21 protein-coding genes are annotated in these 18,839 nt (G+C 70.0%); 8 read left to right on the forward strand and 13 right to left on the reverse strand.

All coding sequences use genetic code 11. From position 1 onward, the window contains the following. Positions 1-39 precede the first annotated feature (39 nt). The 3 genes from GA0070607_RS09640 to GA0070607_RS09650 all read right to left on the reverse strand — a co-directional run bounded on the left by GA0070607_RS09640 (position 40) and on the right by GA0070607_RS09650 (position 2,667). Positions 40-381, reverse strand: a complete 342-nt coding sequence (locus GA0070607_RS09640) for a GMC oxidoreductase (RefSeq protein WP_089017897.1) — start codon at positions 379-381, stop codon at positions 40-42. A 9-nt stretch (positions 382-390) separates the two neighbouring features. Continuing rightward, positions 391-1,782 (reverse strand): glycoside hydrolase family 6 protein, encoded by a 1,392-nt coding sequence (locus GA0070607_RS09645; RefSeq protein WP_089017898.1) that lies wholly within the window; start codon positions 1,780-1,782, stop codon positions 391-393. 234 nt (positions 1,783-2,016) lie between these two features. Continuing rightward, on the reverse strand, positions 2,017-2,667 hold the full coding sequence (locus GA0070607_RS09650) for a CGNR zinc finger domain-containing protein (RefSeq protein WP_089017899.1): 651 nt from the start codon (positions 2,665-2,667) through the stop codon (positions 2,017-2,019). A 325-nt stretch (positions 2,668-2,992) separates the two neighbouring features. Between GA0070607_RS09650 and GA0070607_RS09655 the strand changes: the two genes are divergently transcribed. After that, positions 2,993-4,213: an MFS transporter gene (locus GA0070607_RS09655; protein ID WP_089017900.1), complete on the forward strand. Its 1,221-nt coding sequence runs from the start codon at positions 2,993-2,995 to the stop codon at positions 4,211-4,213. Positions 4,214-4,288: 75 nt separating this feature from the next. On the opposite strand, the gene GA0070607_RS09660 is transcribed toward GA0070607_RS09655, so the two are convergent. Beyond that, positions 4,289-4,780 carry a MarR family winged helix-turn-helix transcriptional regulator gene (locus GA0070607_RS09660; protein WP_089017901.1) on the reverse strand — a complete coding sequence of 164 codons (492 nt, stop codon included), beginning with the start codon at positions 4,778-4,780 and terminating at the stop codon, positions 4,289-4,291. Between the two features lie 39 nt (positions 4,781-4,819). Between GA0070607_RS09660 and GA0070607_RS09665 the strand changes: the two genes are divergently transcribed. From GA0070607_RS09665 to GA0070607_RS32280, 3 genes are all read left to right on the forward strand, one after another. Beyond that, positions 4,820-5,446 (forward strand): mycothiol-dependent nitroreductase Rv2466c family protein, encoded by a 627-nt coding sequence (locus GA0070607_RS09665; protein WP_089017902.1) that lies wholly within the window; start codon positions 4,820-4,822, stop codon positions 5,444-5,446. An 80-nt stretch (positions 5,447-5,526) separates the two neighbouring features. Further along, positions 5,527-5,862: a GNAT family N-acetyltransferase gene (locus tag GA0070607_RS09670; protein ID WP_231930922.1), complete on the forward strand. Its 336-nt coding sequence runs from the start codon at positions 5,527-5,529 to the stop codon at positions 5,860-5,862. Positions 5,863-6,030: 168 nt separating this feature from the next. Continuing rightward, positions 6,031-6,216, forward strand: coding sequence for a hypothetical protein (locus tag GA0070607_RS32280; RefSeq protein WP_157743118.1), 186 nt, complete (start codon positions 6,031-6,033; stop codon positions 6,214-6,216). 259 nt (positions 6,217-6,475) lie between these two features. Here GA0070607_RS32280 and GA0070607_RS09675 read toward each other — a convergent pair whose 3' ends face one another. Continuing rightward, positions 6,476-6,784 carry a helix-turn-helix domain-containing protein gene (locus tag GA0070607_RS09675; RefSeq protein WP_089017903.1) on the reverse strand — a complete coding sequence of 103 codons (309 nt, stop codon included), beginning with the start codon at positions 6,782-6,784 and terminating at the stop codon, positions 6,476-6,478. 683 nt (positions 6,785-7,467) lie between these two features. Here GA0070607_RS09675 and GA0070607_RS09680 point away from each other — a divergent pair. Further along, positions 7,468-8,268: an SDR family NAD(P)-dependent oxidoreductase gene (locus tag GA0070607_RS09680; protein ID WP_089017904.1), complete on the forward strand. Its 801-nt coding sequence runs from the start codon at positions 7,468-7,470 to the stop codon at positions 8,266-8,268. A 26-nt stretch (positions 8,269-8,294) separates the two neighbouring features. Here GA0070607_RS09680 and GA0070607_RS09685 read toward each other — a convergent pair whose 3' ends face one another. From GA0070607_RS09685 to GA0070607_RS32745, 6 genes are all read right to left on the reverse strand, one after another. Then, complete coding sequence (locus GA0070607_RS09685) at positions 8,295-9,362, reverse strand: DUF2855 family protein (protein WP_089017905.1); 1,068 nt, start codon at positions 9,360-9,362, stop codon at positions 8,295-8,297. A 115-nt stretch (positions 9,363-9,477) separates the two neighbouring features. Beyond that, the gene (locus tag GA0070607_RS09690; RefSeq protein ID WP_089017906.1) at positions 9,478-10,947 is read right to left on the reverse strand and encodes a glycoside hydrolase family 130 protein; all 1,470 of its coding nucleotides are present in this window, start codon (positions 10,945-10,947) and stop codon (positions 9,478-9,480) included. Beyond that, a complete protein-coding gene (locus GA0070607_RS09695; RefSeq protein ID WP_231930923.1) occupies positions 10,944-11,996 on the reverse strand; it encodes a glycosyltransferase in 1,053 nt (350 codons plus the stop codon). The genes GA0070607_RS09690 and GA0070607_RS09695 overlap by 4 nt, the downstream gene beginning before the upstream one ends. After that, positions 11,993-13,129 carry a glycosyltransferase gene (locus GA0070607_RS09700; protein WP_089017907.1) on the reverse strand — a complete coding sequence of 379 codons (1,137 nt, stop codon included), beginning with the start codon at positions 13,127-13,129 and terminating at the stop codon, positions 11,993-11,995. The genes GA0070607_RS09695 and GA0070607_RS09700 overlap by 4 nt, the downstream gene beginning before the upstream one ends. Before the next feature lie 111 nt (positions 13,130-13,240). After that, on the reverse strand, positions 13,241-14,245 hold the full coding sequence (locus tag GA0070607_RS09705; RefSeq protein WP_089017908.1) for a glycosyltransferase family 4 protein: 1,005 nt from the start codon (positions 14,243-14,245) through the stop codon (positions 13,241-13,243). Beyond that, complete coding sequence (locus GA0070607_RS32745; RefSeq protein WP_167517360.1) at positions 14,242-14,415, reverse strand: hypothetical protein; 174 nt, start codon at positions 14,413-14,415, stop codon at positions 14,242-14,244. Before GA0070607_RS32745 ends, GA0070607_RS09705 begins: the two co-directional genes overlap by 4 nt. 614 nt (positions 14,416-15,029) lie before the next feature. Here GA0070607_RS32745 and GA0070607_RS09715 point away from each other — a divergent pair. Continuing rightward, positions 15,030-15,581: a DUF5994 family protein gene (locus GA0070607_RS09715; RefSeq protein ID WP_157743119.1), complete on the forward strand. Its 552-nt coding sequence runs from the start codon at positions 15,030-15,032 to the stop codon at positions 15,579-15,581. A 170-nt stretch (positions 15,582-15,751) separates the two neighbouring features. Continuing rightward, positions 15,752-16,933, forward strand: coding sequence for a low temperature requirement protein A (locus GA0070607_RS09720; protein WP_089017911.1), 1,182 nt, complete (start codon positions 15,752-15,754; stop codon positions 16,931-16,933). A gap of 57 nt (positions 16,934-16,990) precedes the next feature. Here GA0070607_RS09720 and GA0070607_RS09725 read toward each other — a convergent pair whose 3' ends face one another. Together GA0070607_RS09725 and GA0070607_RS09730 are read right to left on the reverse strand one after the other, a co-directional pair. Continuing rightward, complete coding sequence (locus GA0070607_RS09725; protein WP_089017912.1) at positions 16,991-17,323, reverse strand: nuclear transport factor 2 family protein; 333 nt, start codon at positions 17,321-17,323, stop codon at positions 16,991-16,993. Positions 17,324-17,362: 39 nt separating this feature from the next. Then, positions 17,363-18,142, reverse strand: coding sequence for an SDR family oxidoreductase (locus GA0070607_RS09730; RefSeq protein ID WP_089017913.1), 780 nt, complete (start codon positions 18,140-18,142; stop codon positions 17,363-17,365). 115 nt (positions 18,143-18,257) lie between these two features. Between GA0070607_RS09730 and GA0070607_RS09735 the strand changes: the two genes are divergently transcribed. Continuing rightward, on the forward strand, positions 18,258-18,773 hold the full coding sequence (locus tag GA0070607_RS09735; protein ID WP_089017914.1) for a winged helix-turn-helix transcriptional regulator: 516 nt from the start codon (positions 18,258-18,260) through the stop codon (positions 18,771-18,773). Positions 18,774-18,839: the final 66 nt, after the last annotated feature.

Consider the following 18,839-nt stretch of genomic DNA (forward strand, 5'->3'; position numbering starts at 1 on the left):
GTCGCCACCTCGGCCCTCAGGTCGATCCCGTCCCCTCCCTCACCCGATGGACTCCGCCAGGCGAGCGGTGAGCGGGACAGTGGTCAGGTGGGTGTTGGCCCGTGGGATCACCGGCATCAGCGAGGCGGCCGCGACGTACACGTTGGACAGTTTGTGTATGCGCCCGCCGGCACCCGCCACCACCGCGGGACCACTGTCCGGTCCCGTCGCGCAGGTATCGACGGGATGCCAGTACCCACCGGACATCTCGGCAATCGCGGCGTAGTCCCACGCATTGTCGGAGTAGGCGCCCAGGCGTCGTAGTCGGTTGGCGCGCCGATGGTGGTCCGGCAGGGACGGGCCCGGCGCGGAGAGTGGTTCCTCCGCGCCGGGCCGTGGCATTGGGTGGGGTTAATTGACCGCGCAGGTGGCCGTCGCGCCCGGGCCGGTGCCGGTGCCCTGGAAGCCGAAGTTGGTCGACTGCCCGGCGCCGACGCGTCCGTTGTAGCTGACGTTGGTGAACCGGACGGTTCCGCTGGTGCCGCTGGCCTGGGCGTTCCAGGTGCTGGTGACCGCGGCGCCGCCGGGCAGCGCGATGGTCACGGTCCAGCCGTTCATGTCCGCGGAGCCGGCGGTGACCGTCACGCTCGCGGTGAAGCCGCCGGACCACTGGTTGACCGACACCGACGCGGAGCAGCCGTTACCCGTCGGTGGCGGCGTGGTGGGGGGAGCTGTGGTCGGCGGCGCGGTCGTCGGCGGGGTTGTGGTCGGCGGCGCGGTGGTCGGGGGCGCGGTGGTCGGCGGCGTGGTTGCGGGCGGATTGGGCGCGCCGTTGGCCAGGCTGAAGGCAAGGTCGGGCTGGAACGAACCGGCCGTGAAGCGGCAGCCGTCCGCCTCCCCCGGCGGCTTCACCCAGAGGTACGCGTCGATGTTGTAGTCGCCGGTGTTGGTAGTCGGGTACAACCCGATGCGCCGGTCGGTGTTGTCGTCGGCGCACCAGTCCCCGCTGGCGCCCCCGTTACGGCTGGTGTCGATGACCTGGCGCTTGCCCGGGATGCCCATGCCGGCGAGGGCGGCGATGATCGCCCGGCCGAAGTTCGCCTCGCCGGAGGTGGAGTTGAAGTTCGACACGTTTGTGAAAAAGCCGTCGGCGTACTGGACGCCGGCCGCGCGGAGCCGGTTGGCCTGCTCACCCGCGCTGTTCCAGGTGGAGTGGCCGCCGTCGAGGTACACCTTGGCGTTGGGGTTGGCCGACTTGATGGTCCGGGTGGCCGTCGTGATCGCCTGGTTGCGTGCGTTGATCTCGTCGCCGCTCAAACATGTCTGCAGGGCGAGCGAGTCGGTTTCCAGGATGATCATGACCGTCTGGTTGCCGAGTCCTCTGGCGAAGTTGGACACCCACGTCTGGTACTGGTTGAGGTCCGGAGCCCCACCGGCGCTGGCCCCGCCGCAGTCCCGGTTGGTTATTTCGTACACCGCCAGCACCGGGATCTGCTGCGCCGCGTTGGCAGCGCCGACGAATCCGGAGACCTCGGACTGGACTGTCGACGGGTTGAAGTTGGCGAACCAGCGGGCCTGCGGCTGACTCGCGATCTTGTCGCGGATGACGGCGGTACGCGAGTCGCCGGGGTTGGCGGCGACCCAACGGACAACTGCCGAGCTCGGGTCGCGGTAGAGCGATCCGGACACCGCGCCGGCGGAGGCGCCGCCGACGGCAAGGCAGACGCTGGCGGCGGCGGTGCCCGCGATGGCCGCCACACTGATGGCTGCCGATCTGCGGCGGAGCGAGGAGAGGGTAGGCACGGCGTGTTGCCTCCTGATCACATAGATGTTGCTAAGTTTATGGGAGCGTTCCCATGGACCGTAGCGGAGGCGCGCGCCGCTGCCAAGATGTGAAGACTCGTCGTTGAGGCAGCGACTGCGTTTGCGTCGAGGCTTGCCCGGGATCCGCGGGAACGACGACCGTCCCAGCGGTGACCGCGTGTCCGGCAGCGCTACCTCTGGGCCCTCGAAGAGGCTTTCCTCGTCGTCGACTGCCTACGAGCGTGGTGGCCGGGCGGCACGGCGACGCTCGGTGAGCCGTCGCGCCTTGACCGCGTTGCCGCAGTCGGCCATGCGGCACCAGCGACGGGAACCGTTGCGGCTCTGATCGAGGAACAGCCAGCCGCAGCCACCTTCGAGCACCGGGCAACGGCGCACCCGGGTCAGGTCGGCCGCCAGCATGACGTCGAGGGCGGCCTCGGCTATCCGGTCGGGCAACAACATGGCCGGCACCGTGCCGTAGGCCAGCCGTACCCGCGACGAATCGAGCACGAATCTTGCTCGGGCAGCCGCGCCGGACCAGCGCTGATGTAGTGCGACCAGCGCGGCGCCGGCCGCGACAGGGTCACCCGCCGTACCACCGTCCGCGTCAGCGATTACCGCAAGCATCACGAGGTACAGCCCTTCACGGATGTCCCGCACGGCTGCCAGTCCCGCGTGCGCCGACGCGGGCTCCTCGCGCCACGCCCGGCCAACCTGGTCCGCCTCCACATCGATGATCATCCCCACCCGGACCGACCAGCGCAGCAACGCGGAACCGTCGGACAGGAAGTCGTGAGGCGAACTGCCCCCTCGCTCGAGGGTGTTGACCAGATCGAGTGCCGTGTGCCCGCCGACCAACGGCAGCTGACACACGTCGAGTGGCATACCCAGAAGGCTACCATCTAGACCGTCCACAGAGGTTGTGATCTGTTCAATCCAGGGCCACTGAGCGCGGGTCGATGGCAACGCGCCTAACTGGACTTGCGACCACTGTGGCACCCCCGCACCCGACTGGCAGTCGGCGATAGTTTCGCCGCTTGATTACGGGAGGAACATGCGGTGACCACATGCTACCGTCAAACATGCCTTAGCCGGAATCAGGCGAGCGCACTGCGACTGAGTAGCGCCATCGAGACGATCGGGTGTCCACTGCCTACCGCTTCCGTGGCGGCTTCCTGCTACACCTCGTTCAGGAACTGGGAGGTAGCCAATGGCGCACCAACGGCGCGCGGTCTATGCCCTCGCCGCGCTGTCCGCCGCCACTTTCTGTTACGTCACCACCGAGGTGCTTCCGATCGGGTTGCTTACGCTGATCGCACCGGACCTGGGACGCTCCAGGTCCGAGGCCGGTCTGCTGGTGACCGGGTACGCCGTGGTGGTCATGATTGTGGCGCTCCCGCTTACCCGGGTCACTCGGCGAGTGCCCCGGCGCCCGCTGCTCGCCGGCTCCCTCGGTGTGTTCGCCGCGGCGACGGCGGTGTCGGCCTTCGCAACCTCCTATCAGGTGTTGCTCGCCGCGCGGCTGTTGTCCGCCACCACCAACGGTGTCTTCTGGGCGGTGGTGTTCCCCGTAGCGATCTCGATGTTCCCCGCGAACATCCGAGGCCGCATCGTGGCCCGGCTGTCGATCGGTAACGCTCTCGGCCCGGTCCTCGGCGTGCCACTGGGCACCTGGTTGGGCGGGCAGGCCGGGTGGCGGGCCGCCTTCGTCGCGATGGCCGTCCTCGGTTTCCTCACTTGTATCGCGGTCGCCCTGCTCCTGCCGAGCGTCGAACCGCAACAGAGCGCGGGGGACATCGGACCAACGCCGGATCGGCACCGCTTCGTAGTGCTTCTCGTCGCCACCATCCTCGCGGTCACCGGCGCCATGGGCGCGTTCACCTACATGACCGTCTTCCTCCTCGACGTCAGCGGGTTCGCCGCAGCATCTCTCGGCATGCTGCTCTTCATCCAAGGCTCGTTCGGCGTCGTCGGCACCTGGGCGGTCGGCCGGGTCCTGGACCGGTTTCCGCTCGGTGTCGTGCTGGGTCTACTCGGGCTCATTACCGCCGCGATGCTCGGCCTCTACGCGGTTGGCGCGAGCAAGGCATTGACGATCCCGTTGCTCGCCCTGGCGGGGATGTCGTTCAGCTCGCTGATCGCGGGAATCCAGCACCGCATCATGCAGGTGGCCCCGTCGACCACCGACATGGCGTCGGCCAGCCTCAGCGTCGCGTTCAACTTCGGCCTCGCGGCCGGCTCGTTCATCGGCGCCGGCCTGCTGACGATGGCCGAGGTGCGCGTCATCCCGTTGTTCGGCGGCCTGCTGACGGCCGCGGCGTTCGCGTTGCTCGCCTGCCACGAGATGTCCCGCAGGAGAAGGAGAGGGCGAGTAACTGTCCGTCGTAATCCCGACCTACAACCGGTCAGAAAATCTACAGCTCACACTTGAGCCCCTTGTCCATCAGGACCTGGAAGAAGTACGTGGACCAGATGAACGTCCGCTACTCATCCCGAGCCCGGAAAATCAGGAACCCACGGTTCGAGCCAACGTCGCCAGTAGGCGCTCAAGTGCTCTGCGGTCGCTGTCGGTGAGGCCACGGAGGATGGCCGCCTCGTTGGCCAGATGTTCCTCGATGAGCCGGTCGATCAACGCGACACCGGCAGGGGTCAACCCGACCACTCTGCCGCGCGCGTCGGCTTCGTGCACCGAGCGCGACACCAGCCCCCGGGCGATCAGCCGATCCACCCGCTTGGTCACCGCTCCGGTGGTGACCAGCATCCGTTGGCTCAACTGCCCGGCCGTGAGCGTGTACGGCTCACCCTCGCGGCGCAGCGCCGCGAGCACGTCGAACTCACCGTTCCCGAGATCCGCTGCGGCAAATGGCGGCCGCAGGGCCGCGTCGAGCACGTCGGCCAACTGCTGGATCCGACCGATGATCAGCAGCGGGCTGGGGTCGAGGTCCGGTCGTTCACGGCGCCACTGACCAACGATCTCGGCGATGCGGTCGTCATCCACTGTTGCATCTTACCTTCCATGGAAGGTAGTTTTCCTTCCATGGAAGGAAAATTTGCCGATGCGCCGTCTCCATCGGTCACGGCGTACGTCGACCCGTCCTGTCCGTTCGCCTGGATCACCTCTCGCTGGCTCCTGGAGGTGGCGCGGATGCGTCCGATAGCCCTGCGGTTCGAGGTGATGAGCCTCGCGGTGCTCAACGAGCATCGCGAACTGGAGCCCTGGTACCGCGAATTCAACGACCGGGCGTGGGGGCCGGCGCGGGTGTGCGTGGCGGCTACCGAACAACACGGCCCCGCCGCCCTCGCGCGTCTGTACCCGGCACTCGGTCGCCGGATCCACGACGACGGCGACAAGGACTTCGACACCGTCATCCCAGCAGCCCTGGCCGAGGCGGGCCTTCCCCTCGACCTGGCCGACGCCGCCCATCGGAGCGACGTCGACCCACAGATGCGGGCAAGCACCGCCCGCGCACAGCAACTCGTGGGCGAGGACCTCGGCACCCCGACGGTGGTGGTCGACGACGTGGCCTTCTTCGGCCCCGTGCTGAGTTCGATCCCGCGCGGCGAAGAGGCCCTGCGCGTCTTCGACGGCGCACGCCTGCTCGCCGGCTGCGGAGCCTTCTCCGAACTCAAACGCGCCCGGGCCGACGGCCTCAGTTTCGCGTAGTCCCATCCTGGCGACCGGCCCGGCTCGATGCGCAGCCGCAGACCGGGGTACGCGTCGAGGACATCCGCCAGAGCGCGCCGGTGACCGTCGACCCCGACCGGCACGCCGAACTCCTGCACGCCTGGGTTACCCGCCCCCGCAACTCCTTCTGGGGAATGGGGTGGCACACGCTGGAACAGGTACGCGAGATCTACGCCTTCGTCGACAGCCTGCCGACGCTACCCCGTCCAGGGGCGACGGGCGGATGCACCGGCTGCTCAGCCCCGACCGGCGGCTCGCCCAGGGCCTCACCCGTGCCCAGCTCGCTTTCCTCACACGCCCGCGGTTCGAATCGGACCACCCGACTCCGGCCTGACTGCGGACTCGACCGGCGGCGGAGGGCGGTCGCGCACCTGAGGGCATGTGGCCGCGCATGACCTACGGCGACGCCGGGTATGGTGCGGTGTGTTGGTGTCACCGGGCCTACGTTCGGGATCGAGACACCGCGCTCTGGCGCCAGTGCGAGCGCCGCGTTCGTCACGAGGTCGTGCGGCAGGAGTTGCCGACGGCCCAGACTCACTCCTTGTTGAAGACAGGACTCGTGCATGACATCGAACGGCAATGATCGACCCGTGTTGTTCCTCGCCAACGCGACCACCGACGGGCTGGACAGCTCGGACGTGACCTTCGACGGCAGCGAGGAGGCCATGCGGCGCCTACGTCACCCGTTCGCGGTGAAGCCGACCCGGCCGACCACGGTGGCGGGCGACCACCCGGATCAGCGGGACTGATCCAGGCCCCGCCCTCGCCGCGCTGCCGGACGCGGTGGCGCAGGGCCCGAACCCGCGCTCTCACGGCAGCTTGACCCCGGCAACAGATCGCCGACCAGACGCGGCAGCGCCGAGATGCACGCCTCCCGGCTGATCACTCAGTCGTTGGCCAGGCTGCGCGGCGACGTCTCCACCGACCGCGCCTGGACCGCCGGTTCCGAATCTTCGACTGCACCTGCCCATGCTCGTCATGCCGACCATCGGCGAGGGCAGGCGGCCGTTACGTCCCGTTCTGCCGCTTCTCGTTCTGCCGCAGGGCTTCTTCGAGTTGGTCTTCGAGGATGATGATCCGGCAGGCGGCCTCCAGGGCCGTGCCCTGATCGACCATCTCCCGGGCCCGGGCGGCCAGGCGGAGTTGGTACCGCGAGTAGCGGCGGTGCCCGCCTGCGGAGCGGTGGGGGTGGATCAGTTTCGCCTCGTCCAGCCGGCGCAGGAAGTCCTGCGAGGCGCCGAGCATCTCCGCCGCCTGACCAATGGTGTAGGCGGGGTAGTCCTCATCGCCGAACATGTCATCGGGGTTCAGCCCCATGTCACCTCCACGTCGAGGGCCCCGGCGCTTACGCGCCGGGGCCCAGGGTTTGCGGGTCAGAACACCATCTGCCGACAGGAGCGTCGGCTTGTCGTATCCGCACCAGCCCTCAGAACAGGCATCGGGTGCGAGGATCGCATATGCGTGACCGGAGACCACCTCTCGTTCGATGGAAACTGCGGTGTCCGCCCGGCCTGTCATGACGGCCAACGGCGGGCGATCCAACGGTGTACGCCCTCCCTTTCCTCTGCTTGCTGTTTCCTTCTTGACGTGCGGTCCGCCGGTGGCGGAGCCCACGCGACTTCATGGCCCCGCACACGTACGGCGGAAATCAAGCGGAGCCCCGAAAACAGCCTTGGCCCCGCCTGCGGTATCCCGTCGCCCGTCGTGACCTCACGGCCGGGCGGCCCGTCTGCGTTCTTGCAACTCTCTGCTGTCGACTCGCAGAACATTACCTCGGCTTGCCGAGGATATCTACCTGGTCCGGCATAGATTTTCTGAGCCGGACGCGGCCAGTTTCGGCGGCGAGGTCCGACACCAATCCGACGGACGGGCTGTCCCGAGCCTGCCGGGATTCGCCCGGCTCACGCTGCCGGGTTCGGCCGGCACCGTTACGGTCGAGGTTGCCGGAAGCGGTCCCCCGACCCGGGGTGGCCGGGGAAGCACAAACGAACAGGACAGCCATGACGGTTCAGATCGATCTCACCGGTAGGACCGCGCTGGTCACCGGTTCGACCCAGGGGATCGGCGCCGCCATCGCCGCCGGCCTCGCCCGCGCGGGGGCCCGGGTGGCGGTCAACGGCCGCACCGCCGCCAGCGTCCAGCAGGCGGCGGTGGCGTTGCGGAGCGAGGTCTCCGGCGCCGACGTGATCGAGGTCGATGCCGACGTGGCCAGCGACGAGGGCACGGCCCGGACCCTCGACCTGCTGCCCGCCGTCGACATTCTCGTAAACAATCTCGGCGTCTTCGGCCCCACTCCCGCGCTGGAGATCTCGGATGACGAGTGGCGTCGCTACTTCGAGGTGAACGTCCTGGCCGGCGTCCGACTGACCCGCGCCTACCTGCCCCGGATGATGGAACGCGGCTGGGGACGCGTGCAGTACATCGCCAGCGACTCGGCGGTCGCGATCCCGGCGGAAATGATCCACTACGGTGTCTCCAAGACGGCACTGCTCGGCGTCTCGCGCGGGTTCGCGAAGGCTGCCGCCGGCACGGGCGTGACGGTCAACTCCGTGCTCGCCGGGCCCACCCACACCGGCGGCGTCGAGGCCTTCATCTCCGAACTCATGGGCGACAAACTGCCGTGGGACGAGGCGCAGCGGGAGTTCATGCGACAGCACCGGCCGCAGTCCCTGCTTCAGCGGCTGATCGAACCCGAGGAGATCGCCAACATGGTCACCTACCTCGCCTCTCCCCTCGCCTCCGCGACGACCGGCGCCGCGGTCCGGGTCGACGGCGGCTACGTCGACGCGATCATCCCGTAAACCGGTTCCGGTCGGCCATCGACCAGTCAGAACTGGACGACGTGACCCACCCGTGGTGGCGTACGGCCGCCGAGGACCTCGAGCCACGCGTGCCGCAGGGCTTCCGGGCCCGCACCGACCCGGACGTCGAGCCAGCCGCTCACCACGGCGGTGAACCGTTGCCAGGCCTCGGTGAACCGTTGGTCGAGCCCTTCGCGGCCCCATTCCTGGCTGCGCTTGCGCATCTGGACCGGCGCGAAGAACACCTCCTCGGCGGCGTCGGCGTTCGGGGTCTGGTTGGTGAGCCCGACCGCGATGTCCCGCACGAGCTGGCCACCGAGGTGTCGTCGCAGAGCGGTACGGGTCGACGGTGCGCCGGACAGATCGAGATAGGCGGTCGGAGCCACATCGAGGACACCGATGTCGTCGTAGGAGAGGACCTCGTCGTAGCAGCCGAGTGAGCGGGTGAAGGCGAGGTTGCCCGGTGCGGTGAGCCCGACCAGGCGTGGGCCACGGCCGTGCAGTTCGAACGCCGTGGCGTAGGCGGTCTTGCTGGACGCCGACGACATCACCAGCGAGGTCGCGCCGTAGAAACCGTTGTCGGCGACCTGGTCGGCCAGCATGAAGGAGGTGAAGAACAGCGGCCGGAACAGGACCAGCAGATCCTCCTGCTCGGGCCGGTACGCCGGGTCGCCGGCCGTCGACCGGTAGGCGTTGTACGGCGAGGGCAGCTCGGCCCGGTGCGCGCTCGCGTCGCGGAACCCGGACGCGTCCACCCGCTGCGGCCGCACCACGAGGTGACCCGCGGGCGGGAGGTAGCCGTAGACCCGCTGCCCCTCCGCGATCTCCGGAACCGTCGACGCGACCACCTCGGCGAAGCCCCACAGCGGCGGGAGCCCCCACTGCGGTCCGAGCCCACGGGCGTCCGGCGGGAAGAACTGCCAGTAGCGCATCGAGTCACCGAGCACCGCGTAGGTCACGTTGTTGGCGGTTAAACCGACACGGTCCACCCGGAGCAGCGCCGCACCGTCGGGCAGAGCGGAGGTCGCGCCATCGACGATGGTGGTCCGGCCGAGGTCGCCACGGGCCACGGCGAATGTCCATGAGGCAGGCATGGTCTGACGCTAGACAGCCCAGGAAACGGAGACAAGTGCACTCTCAGTGCAAAATCCCACTCACCGCGGCTCGGGGCGGCGCGACGGCCGGCCCTCATGCGTCCCTGCCGTTCGTCTATGGGGACTCCACCATTGCGGCAAGGAGGGCGGCGACCGGCACGGTTGCGAAACCGACCCGGGTGTCGCTGGCCCCGTAGGGCAGCCACAGCTCGCCGTCGTGGATGAGCCCGCCGCAGGAGTAGACGACGTTGGGTACGTACCCGTCCCGGTCGCCCTGGTCGGGTGACAGGAGCACGCCGGGCAGGTGCGCGAGGACCCGCTCCGGTCGGTGCAGGTCGAGCAGGAGCGCGCCGATGGCGTACCGGCGCATCGGCCCGACACCGTGGGTGAGCACGAGCCAGCCCGCGCGGGTTTCGATGGGAGACCCGCAGTTGCCGACCTGGATCAACTCCCAACTGTCCCGCGGGGTGTGTATGGGGACCGGGAGCTGCCAGCGGTTGTCGCCGTCCAGCACGGTCAGACCGATGGTCTCGCCGTCGGCGCGGCAGAGAGCCAGGTGCCGGCCGCCGACGGTACGGGGGAACAGCGCGATCCCCTTGTTGCGGGCGCCCGGCCCGCGCATCGGGGTCATCTCGAAACGGCGCAGGTCGCTGCTGGCCAGCGCGCGGGTGGCGATGTTCGAACCGTCGTACGCGGTATAGGTCGCCCGGTACACCGGACCGGACTCGTCCACGAACCGAACGAACCGGGCGTCCTCCATGCCGTTGCTCTCCGCCGGGGTGGCCGGCCAGAGCACCCGTTCGTGCAGAGCCGTGTCGGCGGGAAAGGCCGTGGCGTAGCTGCCGGCGTTGGTGCGACGCAGGTGCTCGAGGGTGCCCATCCCGGTGCTGCGGGAGAGCAGATCCGCTGGCAGGTCACCGAGCACCCGCTCGAAAGTGGCCTCGTCATACCGGTCGGGCAGGGCGTCCAGCACCGTGGCGCTGACCTCGTTGTCGACGTCCTCCTCGGCCAGCCCGGCAGCGAGCAGGTCCCGGCGGTGCCGTACGCCCGTCCGCTGTCCAACGGCCAGAGGGCCGGACCGGTCGGCGACCACGAGCTGGCGCCCGGGTCCGAGGACCGCGGTGGCGAAGCCGATGGACGACAGGTGGCCCTCGCCGATCTGGCGCAGGCTGACCGCGACGCGCAGCTGCCCGGCGCTCAACTCGGTCTGGTCGGGATGGGCCACCATTGACGGGTTGCACAGGGCGGCCGACTCGACCGCGTACTCGTGACTGAAGTAGGCGCCCACCAGGAGCCGGCTGGTGGGGGAGAGATCCCAGGCCCGCGCGGCGCGGTGCCGGACGAGGCCGTAGTGGTGGTGGAACGTACCGGCCAGGTCGCGGTGCCGGGGGCCGAAGCGGTCGAAGGTGTCCCTCAACAGCCTGCCGGTCTCCTCGTCGTCGAGGCGCGCCACACGGTCGATGAGCGCACCCGCGCGGCTGCGTACCACCGCGGCGTCCTCACCCGGGACGAAGAGCTTGACGATGACCCGGCGTGGATCCGGCGTGAGGATGCGGTCCTGCCGGACGACGCGGATGCCGGTCACGACAACCGCCGGGCGTGCTGCAGGGTGGAGATGAGCGCGAGCGTGGATTCGGCGCCCTGGTTCAGGTTGGGTCCGTGCGGGGTCAGCCCGTCGTAGCCGCCGCCGGTCGCCGGATCCCACATCGGCGTGCCGAGGTCGTTGTCGCCGAGGAACCACCCGACCGCCTGCCGTATCCCGGTCTCCCAGCCAGGGTCGCCGGTCACCGTGGCGGCTGTGGCGCAGGCATCGGCGAGGGCTGCGACCTCGATCGGCTGCTGGTCATGGTGGAGTCGTACGGCACCGTGCCGCCATCCCTTGACGGGCACGACTGACAGTCGTCCGTCGCGGAGTTGAACCGCCCGCAGCCAGGTCAGCATCCGCAGACCGTCGTCGAGGGGCGGACCGCCGTGGCGCAGCTGGCTGGCGGCGATGATCACCTCAGCGAGGGCCGGGTTGGCGTAGGTCAGGTGCTCACGCGGCCAGGGCCACCGCGGGTCGGATCCGGGGGCGCCGACCCTGGTGGCCGCGTCCGCCAGCAGCGTGGCCGCGGCGACGTGGCCCGGGTGGCGGCGCAGCACCTCGGCCGCGCCGAGACCGGCGAAGGCCATCGCGTGCGGGGCCGGGGAGCGCCGCGCGGCCCCCCTGCTGAAGGCGACCAGCGCCTCCTCCCGTATCCAGGCTGCGGGACTGCGGGCGGCGGCGGTGCCCAGCCCCCACAGTGCCCGGCCCCACCAGTCGCCGAGCCCGGGATCGTCGGCCCAGCGCCGATCGTGGCCGAGCCGGTTGCGGAAGGCGCCGCCGTCGTCCTGGGCGTGGGTCAGGAAGGCCAGGTAGCGCTCCGCGAGCCGGAGCACCTCCTCGGTCGGTTCCGGCTCGCGGCTGATCACGACAAGACCGCGGGCCACGTCGTCGGTGCAGTAGCCGTGCTCGCGGCGGACGATGGCGTGCCGCGCGTGCTCGAACAGGCCGGTGTCATCGCTCAGCCGAATCAGGTGCGCGAAATCCGGCGCCGGCGCCGCCGCCCAGCGTCTGGCGGCCGCCATGGTGGGGCGGCCGGTGGTCGCGGTCACGCCGACGCCGCGCCGACGACGGCCGGGCGGGCCTCGGTGAGCCGCTCGGCGAGCGTGCCGTACCGGGCCGCCACCGCCGGCCAGCGCAGATGCGCGGCCAGCGGTCGGACGCGGCCGGCCAGCCGGGCGGTCAGACCGGGCTCGATCAGGATCCGCCGGATCGCCGCGGCCAGCGCCGCCGGATTCTGGTGGGGTACGACCAGACCGGGTCCACCGGTGAGCAGCTCGACGGCGTGCGGGAACGCCGTGGCCACCACCGGCACTCCGGCGGCCACCGCCTCGATGAGCACGCCGGAGGTGACCTGTTCGCGGGAGTCGTACGGCAGCACGACCACGTCGGCGGACCGGATCAACCGGCCCAGTGCCTCCAGGTCGTGGTAGACGTCCTGGTAGTCCACGGCGTGCGCGATGCCCAGTTGCGCACCGAGCCGGTGCAGCCCCGACCGGTACGTCTCGCCCTGGTGCTCGATCACCTTGGGGTGGGTCCGGCCCGCGACGGTGTAGGTGGGTGTCGGTTCCAGGTCCTGCAACCGCGCGAGGGCCTGCAACGACCACTCGATGCCCTTGCCGGGACCGAGCAGCCCCCAGGTCAACAGGTGCGGGCGGGCACGTCGGTCGACGCGTACGCCGACGTGCTCGGCGGCGCCGTGCGGGATGACCGTGACCTTGCCGGGCGACACGGCGTAGCCGACGAGGAGCCGGTCACGGGCGGTGTCGGTCATCGTGACGACCGCACCGGCGGTGGCGACGATCTGCTCCAGCAGGGACTTCTGCCGGGCGGAGGGCTGGCGGAGCACGGTGTGCAGGACCACGATGCTCGGCACGGTGAGCCGGCGCAGCAGCGGCAGGACGTCCTCGCCGTCGTTGCCCGGGTAGATGCCGTACTCGTGTTGGACGATGGCCACGTCGAAGGTGTTCAGGACCGCGGCGGCGTCCCGCCAGCCGGCCGGGGTGTGCGCCGACCAGGTGTGCACCACCCCGGGTCCGGGCCGCTGGTCATCGCCGTGGTCGGTGACCCGCACGATGCCGCCGCGCGCGCCGTCGGCGGTCAACTGGGCGGCGAGGGCGGAGTTGAAGGTGGCAAGTCCACACCGGGTCGGTGGGTGGGTGCTGAGGAATCCGTAGCTGGGCATGGGTGTCGGGCCTTCCGGTTGTCGGCCGCCCCGGGAGTACGAGGGACGAACCTCACGCGTGACGGCGCACACCGGTCAGCGTGTGTGACCGGCGGAACGGATTCGAGGGGTTCAGCGGTGCAGGAGGCGGTCGTAGACGGCGAGATAGTCGGTGACCATCCGGTCCGCGCTGAAGCGCTGCTGAGCCCGCGCCCGGCAACCTTCGCGGTCGAGGCGGGCGGCCCGGGTCACCGCGTCGACGGCCTGCTCGACGGTGTGGACGAGGAATCCCGTCACACCGTCGTCGACAACCTCCGGCATGGACCCTCGCGCGTACGCGACGACCGGCGTACCGCAGGCCATCGACTCCACGACCGACAGTCCGAACGGTTCGTCGAAGGCGATCGGGTGCAGCAGGGCGGTGCTGGCGCCCAGCACCTCCGCACGCCGGCGGGGACCGACCGATCCGAGGAAGACGACCTGGTCACCGTCGATGTGCGGGGCCACCTGCTCGGCGAAGTACCGCTCGTCCTGCACGATGCCGCAGATGGTCAGAGGCCGGCCGGCGCGGCGGGCGATCTCGATGGCGGTGTGGGTGCCCTTGTCGGGATGGATCCGGCCGAAGGCCGCCAGTCCGGGGCCGGCATCGCTGGTGAACGGCAACCCGGTGAGGTCTACGCCGTGCTGCACCGTGGCGAGGTAGTCGAGCTCGGGGGCCCGGTCGGCGTCGGAGATCGACACGTAGGACGAGCGCGCTCGGGCGTAGGCGGGCAGGATCCCCGCGCCGGAGAAGCCGTGAACGGTGGTGAGCAGCGGAGCGCGACAGTGTTCCGCGAAGGCCAGCGGCAGCCAGTCGAGGTGGCTGTGCACCAGGTCGAACTGCGCCGAGCGGGCCAGCGCGTAGGCGACGTGCATCGCCTCCCACACCCGGCCGTCCATGTCCGGGGCGTCCGCGTACCCACGGGGGCAGACGCCGTCCAGCTGGGCCGACGTGACCGAGTCCAGCGTCGCGAAGAGCGTCACGTCGACGCCGCGGCTGACCAGCCCCTCGGCGAGCAGGCCGGTCACCTGCTCCCAGGGGCCGTAGTGGTGCGGAGGCGTACGCCAGGCGACTGGTCCGAGCAGCGCCACCCTCACGGAGAGGGCGCGTCGGCGAGGTCAGCCGGGTCGAGATGCAGGGTGGCGAGCAGGCCGGAGTGCTTGGCCGGGTCAACCCGCTCCGGCAGCTCGCGCTCGACCCAGTCGGCCCTGGCCTGCTGGCCGCGGTCGCGAAGTGCGCTGACGATCCTGTGCCTGGCAATCCTCATCTGGTGCTCCCTTGTTGAGCCGTCCGAAACGGTCATGCTCGAGGACGGCGGTGTGAACGGGTCGGAATCCACCACCGGCCATCGCGCCGAACCCGAATGTGCGGTGACCGGTGAATCCGACGGCCGGACGTGGTCGGTGATCAACCAACACGACCAGCACCTCGCGGCGATGGGGATGACGATCGTTAACGCCCCTCATGGGCTGGTGGCGACGGCATCTGGCGGCCACCGGGGTCCCGGGCGACATGTTCACCGTACGCCCTCGGCCTGTGCAGCTGCACCCGCACGGTGGCCGGGCGCGCCGGAAACGCCTGCACAGCGGCGCCGGCCGCGCGGCGTACGCTGAAATCACCAGCCGCCGCACATCCATCGACCAGGTCGCCGCCTCTCCGCGGCGCCGATGGCCGGCCCCTCCCCCCGACCTGCACTCCCGGGCCCCGACAGTCTGTCGCCGCTCGCCCAAAGCCCTCGCCCCGCTGGCGCACACAGACGGCCAGCTACGCCGGGCACCCATCGGAAGGCGGCGGCTCGTCATGACCGCACCCCGAGACAGGCACGTCCAACCCTCCACCGTCAACGGACACACCGGCCCCACCAGGAAGGCTGAGCGAGCCATGTCCGTCACCCAGCGAAACGCCGCCACGGCCTCCGCTTCGACGCCGGCCGCACCTCGGCTCGTCCTCGCCACCGATCCGGGAAGCACAGTGCTCGACGGCGGCTGGTGGCCGCGGTCCTGGGACCCGACCGCCGAACTCCCCGGCCTTCTGCACGCCCTGGCTGAACGACATGGCCGGATCCGGCATCTCATGCTCAACATCCATGCCTGGGACGCCCGGCTCCGGCGGTTGACCGTGGGGCCGGACGTGGTTCATCTTGGTTGGTTCGACACTCTTGACCCGGCCGTTCTTGTCGCCACCACGGGCCGGGACATCCAGGTCGACCTGCTCGTGGTGCCACCCGCCACCCCACGGGCGGCAGCCGAGTGGGCGATGACGACCGCCGCCGACCCGGCCAACCTCAGACACGCGCCGGACATCCTGGCTGCCGCCCTGGCGCGAGCGGGCGCGGCGGCGACTACGAACGCCGATCGGCACGAGGTCTGGGACAACGAAGGTGGTAGCGACGGAGTCGCCATGAGGGGCCGGGAGCATCAGGACAGGAGATGACAGGGGCGTCCGGTCGGGCGGAGACGAGAACATCCCATCTGCCCTAGTTGCGGCTGCTGCTCCCGTAACATCATTCGGGGCCTTCCCGCCGCATACGACTCGGCCCGTTCTCCCTGTCGCAAGCCGCTCTCGAGTCCCACCAGACCTCGGAGTCAGTAGACGGGCACCTGATGACGATCGATCAAGCTGTAGGGCTGATCCGTAGGGATGAGGGGCCCCAGCGGGCCACCCTGCTGGAGTTGTTTCTCGATCTGGTGTTTGTCGCTGCGCTCGCCCTGACGTCACGAACCCTGGCGCAGCGTCTCGACTGGATCGGGGGTTTCCAGGCCCTGCTGCTGCTGATGGCGATCTGGTGGGTCTGGTCCGCCACCGCGCTGGCAACCGACGTCTACCACGCGCAGCGGCCCCCCATCTTCGTCACGACGCTCTGGGTCATGCTCGGGACCATCCTGATGGCAGGCTCACTGCCCGGAGCCTTCACCGCGCACGCCCTGCTCTTCGCGGGCGCATACGTGGCGATCCAGGTGGGACGTGGCATCTTTCTCGTCGCCTCGCTGCACGGCCGCGCGGCGCGACTACCCCCCAGCCGGTTCATCTTCTGGTTCGTCGTGTCCGCCGTACCGTGGCTCGCCGGCGGTTTCGTGGCAGGCCCGGCGCGGGGCCTGCTGTGGGCCGGTGCGCTCGCGATCGACTACGGGTCAGCCTGGCTCCGCTACCCCACGCCGCGGCTGGGCCGGGTGCCCATGCCCCAGTACGCGGTGGCAGCCGACCACCTGGCGGAGCGCTACCAGCAGTTCTTCACTCTCGCCCTCGGGGACCTCATCCTCGTCACCACGCTGACCTACGCCGACAACGACCCGACGACCGTCCGTACGGTGGCGCTCCTGGTCGGCTTCGCCGCCACCGTGCTGCTGTGGCAGATCTACGTCCACCGCGCCGGGGCCCTCCTGCAAGCTGCCATCGAAGCATCCCGGGATCCAGGCAGATTCGTACGGTCCGCGCCCTACACGCACCTGCTCATGGTGGCCGGTGTGGTCGCCACCGCCGCCGGTATCGAAGTCGTCATCGCCCACCCCACCGAGCAGACGGCGCCCTGGCTTGCCGGCGTTCTCCTCGGTGGGCCCGCGTTGTTCCTGGCCGGACGCGCCCGATTCGAGTACGAGGTGTTCAGCCGGGTGTCGCCGTCCCGGCTGGTCGCGCTGCTCGTGCTGGTGGTCGCGGCCCCCGTCCTGGTGCTCACGCCCACGCTGGTTGCCGGCCTCACCGCCACCCTCGTACTCGCCGGGGTTGCCGTCACCGACAGCATCCGAGCCCACGGAAACCCACCCGAACCACCGATACCCTCGACGTAGGGCGACAGCCCTCTTGGGCAGACCGACGAACCTCCGGCGCAGACCGCCGAGAGGTCGTCAGGGCGCGATGCGGAGGGCCCTGATCGTGCTGTCGTCGTAGTCGCTGAAGCGGTACCTGAGCCCGGCGAACGGGCTGCCGGGAAAGTCCCCGGTGATCGTCGTGGTCACGATTGTGCCGGCGGGCGTGTCCTCCACGTCGGTGATCTCGTACGACACCAGCGGCACCTCGCGGCGCCACCTGCGGATGGCTCCGATGCCCCGGTACTCGGTCGACTCGTCCTCGACGACGGCGTCCTGCGCGAAGAGGGCGAAGTAGTCCTCGGAATCCGGCTGGCCGGCAAGCTCGAAGTAGCGGCGGATGATGTCCGGCGTCACCTGGTTGACGGTCATGGTTCGGTGTCCCTTCTGGATGCTGCGGTGCGGGTCGGGTCAGACCGTCGGGATGGTGCCGCCGTCGATCACGTGCTCCGCGCCGACGATCGCCGAGGCGCGGTCGGAGACCAGGAAGGCCACCAGGTCGGCCACCTCGGCCGGACGCGCCGGGCGGCCCAGCGGGATCCCGCCCAGGGAGTCCATCAACTGCCCGAGGGCGGTGTCGCGGTCGACGCCGTTCCCGGCGGCGAGACGGTCGACGAGCGCGTCGGCGGCGGTGGTCTGGATGAAGCCGGGTGCCACGCTGTTGACCCGGATGCCGTACGGCGCGAGCTCGTTGGCCAGGCCCTTGCTGTACGCGGTCAGCGCCGCCTTTGCGGCCGCGTACCCCAGGGTGGCCTCGTACATCGGCTTGCGGCGCTGGATCGAGGAGACGTGCACGATCGCACCCGTACGCTTTTCGATCATGGCTGGAACGAGGTGTCGGTCGAGGCGTACCGCGCCCAGGAGGTTGAGGTTCAACTCCTCCATCCAGGCCTCCTCGGTGAGCGCGGCGAAGCCACCGGCCGGGGCGTTCGACCCGCCGACGACGTGCACGACGATGTCGGCGCCACCCTCGCCGAGCAGGCGCTCGGCCACCGCCTCCGCGCCGTCGACGCTCGACGTGTCGGCGGCGATGAACCGGTCGGAAAACTCGAACCCCTCGGGCTCGCTGCGGGCGCTGACCCACACGTCCGCACCGACCTCGCGCAGCCGGGCGGCGATCGCCGCACCGGCACCCTTCGTTCCCCCGGTTACCAGGGCGCGTCGGCCGTGCAGTGAGTCCCGCTCGGACATCTGTTACTCCTGTCTGTGCAGCATGGGGCGAGCGCCGTCACGACGCCGTATAGTTACTTCTGAAACAGCACCTACTGACTTCGACACTAGCACCGACTCGGGAGAGGGCACATCCGTGGCAGGAAAGATCCGGTTGGAGGACCGCGAGTGCCCGCTGTCCAGCGCGCTGGGCTACGTGGGCGAGTGGTGGACACTCCTGATCTTGCATGACGCCTTCGACGGGTACACCCGGTTCGACCAGTTCCAGGCGAACCTGGGTGTCTCATCCAGCATCCTGACCAGCCGGCTCAGGACCCTCACCGGCCAGGGGCTGCTCGAACGACGTCGCTACCAGACCAGGCCGGACCGCTACGAGTACGTCCTCACCGACCTTGGCCGCAGCCTGCGACCGGTCGTCGTCGCCCTGGCCGCGTGGGGCAACTCCCGCCTGGACCCGAGTGAACGCAGCATGATCCTGGTCGACCGGAACACCGGCGTGGAGGCCGATCCGGTGATCGTGGACCGCAACACCGGACGCCCGCTCGACGACGCCGACTTCGTCTTCGCCGCCGGACCGGCCGCCGGCGAGATCATGCGCAAGCGCTACGAGCACATCCCGACCCAGCCGGCACCCCGCCAGCACCAGCCCTGAGCCCTCCGGTCACGCAGCCGCCGCTCCGGCTCGGTGGGCTGCCGTCCGAGGCGATCCGGGCCTTGA

Origin of the sequence: Micromonospora coriariae, from assembly GCF_900091455.1 — a bacterium.
GTDB classification, from domain to species: Bacteria; Actinomycetota; Actinomycetes; order Mycobacteriales; family Micromonosporaceae; genus Micromonospora; species Micromonospora coriariae.

Bases quoted from the DNA above. Each gene is read 5' to 3' on its own strand.
- GA0070607_RS09730 (WP_089017913.1), bottom strand. From the start codon at position 18,142: ATGTCCGAGCGGGACTCACTGCACGGCCGACGCGCCCTGGTAACCGGG.
- GA0070607_RS09665 (WP_089017902.1), top strand. From the start codon at position 4,820: ATGGAAGGAAAATTTGCCGATGCGCCGTCTCCATCGGTCACGGCGTAC.
- GA0070607_RS09650 (WP_089017899.1), bottom strand. From the start codon at position 2,667: ATGCCACTCGACGTGTGTCAGCTGCCGTTGGTCGGCGGGCACACGGCA.
- GA0070607_RS09725 (WP_089017912.1), bottom strand. From the start codon at position 17,323: ATGACCGTCAACCAGGTGACGCCGGACATCATCCGCCGCTACTTCGAG.
- GA0070607_RS09715 (WP_157743119.1), top strand. From the start codon at position 15,030: ATGTCCGTCACCCAGCGAAACGCCGCCACGGCCTCCGCTTCGACGCCG.
- GA0070607_RS09685 (WP_089017905.1), bottom strand. From the start codon at position 9,362: ATGCCTGCCTCATGGACATTCGCCGTGGCCCGTGGCGACCTCGGCCGG.
- GA0070607_RS09675 (WP_089017903.1), bottom strand. From the start codon at position 6,784: ATGGGGCTGAACCCCGATGACATGTTCGGCGATGAGGACTACCCCGCC.
- GA0070607_RS09700 (WP_089017907.1), bottom strand. From the start codon at position 13,129: ATGCCCAGCTACGGATTCCTCAGCACCCACCCACCGACCCGGTGTGGA.
- GA0070607_RS32280 (WP_157743118.1), top strand. From the start codon at position 6,031: ATGACATCGAACGGCAATGATCGACCCGTGTTGTTCCTCGCCAACGCG.
- GA0070607_RS09680 (WP_089017904.1), top strand. From the start codon at position 7,468: ATGACGGTTCAGATCGATCTCACCGGTAGGACCGCGCTGGTCACCGGT.
- GA0070607_RS09655 (WP_089017900.1), top strand. From the start codon at position 2,993: ATGGCGCACCAACGGCGCGCGGTCTATGCCCTCGCCGCGCTGTCCGCC.
- GA0070607_RS32745 (WP_167517360.1), bottom strand. From the start codon at position 14,415: ATGAGGATTGCCAGGCACAGGATCGTCAGCGCACTTCGCGACCGCGGC.
- GA0070607_RS09720 (WP_089017911.1), top strand. From the start codon at position 15,752: ATGACGATCGATCAAGCTGTAGGGCTGATCCGTAGGGATGAGGGGCCC.
- GA0070607_RS09640 (WP_089017897.1), bottom strand. From the start codon at position 381: ATGCCACGGCCCGGCGCGGAGGAACCACTCTCCGCGCCGGGCCCGTCC.